The sequence below is a fragment of the Herbidospora yilanensis genome, assembly GCF_001570565.1.
GTDB lineage: Bacteria > Actinomycetota > Actinomycetes > Streptosporangiales > Streptosporangiaceae > Herbidospora > Herbidospora yilanensis.
On the sequence record NZ_BBXE01000001.1, the window covers coordinates 1 to 1,530 of the forward strand.

1 protein-coding gene is annotated in these 1,530 nt (G+C 70.3%); it reads left to right on the top strand.

Annotation, left to right across the window (positions count from 1 at the left end; translation table 11 throughout):
* The first annotated feature begins 255 nt into the window (after window positions 1-255).
* Window positions 256-1,512, top strand: coding sequence for an IS110 family RNA-guided transposase (locus AW273_RS00005; RefSeq protein WP_062343948.1), 1,257 nt, complete (start codon window positions 256-258; stop codon window positions 1,510-1,512).
* Window positions 1,513-1,530: the final 18 nt, after the last annotated feature.

The window sequence follows — 1,530 nt, forward strand, 5'->3', positions numbered from 1 at the left end:
GGCTCACTGGTGCACCATCCTCTTGTCGGTAGTCGAGAGACTGCTGATGCACCCGAGGTGCCGCCGGGCCATTGCCCAGCTCGCTCGACCCCGAGGTCCACGATGAGTTCCGCGGGGCCCGGCGGTTCTTCGGGGCGTGCCGACCGTCGACAGGGCTGAGCGCCACCGAGCGCCGAACAGTGAGCTGACCGGCAGCCGCGTCCCGATACCGAAAGAGGGTGCCTCCCCACTGGGCTTAGCAGCGAGGAGGCTGTCATGCAGTATGCCCCCACCACATCCCTGCCCGCGACCGCTCCGAACGGTGTCACCGCGGGAGTTGACTGGGCCAGCGCCGATCACGCGGCCTGCGTGGTCGATACGGCCGGAAAGGTGATCACCCGCTTCACCGTCGAGCACACCGCCGCCGGGTTGAAGGAACTCATCCGCCGCCTGGCCAAGGCCGGAACATGCGAGGTCGCCATCGAGCGGGGCGACGGCCCCGTCGTCGAAGCCCTGCTGGAGGCCGGGCTGACCGTGGTGGTGATCAGTCCGAACCAGGTCAGGAACCTGCGCTCCCGGTACGGCTCGGCGGGTAACAAAGACGACCGGTTCGACGCGTTCGTGCTGGCCGACACCCTGCGCACCGACCGGGCCCGGCTGCGGCCCCTGGTGCCCGACAGCCCGGCCACCACCACGCTGCGGGTCACCGTCCGGGCTCGCCGTGACCTGGTCACCCACCGGGTGGCGCTGTGCAACCAGCTGCGTGCGCACCTGAGCTCGGCCTTCCCCGGCGTGGTCGGCTTGTTCGCCGACCTGGACAGCGCGATCAGCCTGGCCTTCCTGGCCCGCTTCGATTGCCAGGAGCGTGCCGATTGGCTGTCGGTGCGGCGTCTTTCGGCCTGGCTGAAGAGCGTCGGCTACTGCGGCCGCAAGGCCCCGGCCGTGCTGCTGGCCCACCTGCGGGCCGCCCCTCGGGGTGCCAGCGGCCAGGACGGCGCGGCCCGGGCGCACGCCACCCGCGCCATGCTCGCCGTCCTGTCCTCGCTGGTCGAGCAGATCAAGGCGCTGGAGGCGCACATCAGCGAGCAGCTCGCGCTGCACGCCGACGCACACGTGTTCTCCTCGCTGCCTCGTTCGGGCACCGTACGCGCGGCCAGGCTGCTGGCCGAGATCGGCGACTGCCGCGCCCGCTTCCCCGACCCGTCCTCGCTGGCCTGCCTGGCCGGCGTCGCACCCTCCACCCGCCAGTCCGGCAAACACAAGAGCGTCGGCTTCCGCTGGGCGGTCAACAAACAACTGCGTGATGCCGTCTGCGACTTCGCCGCCGACTCCCGCAGAGCCAACCCGTGGGCCGCCAAGCTGTATGCCGACGCCATCGCCCGCGGCAAGGACCACCCGCACGCCACCCGAATCCTGGCCCGCGCCTGGCTGTACGTGATCTGGCACTGCTGGCAGGACCACACCGCCTACGATCCGGCCAAGCACGGAGCTCTCCAGGTCCTGCTCCAACAAGATCAACATACGGCGGCTTGACACAGGGCTACTCATCGG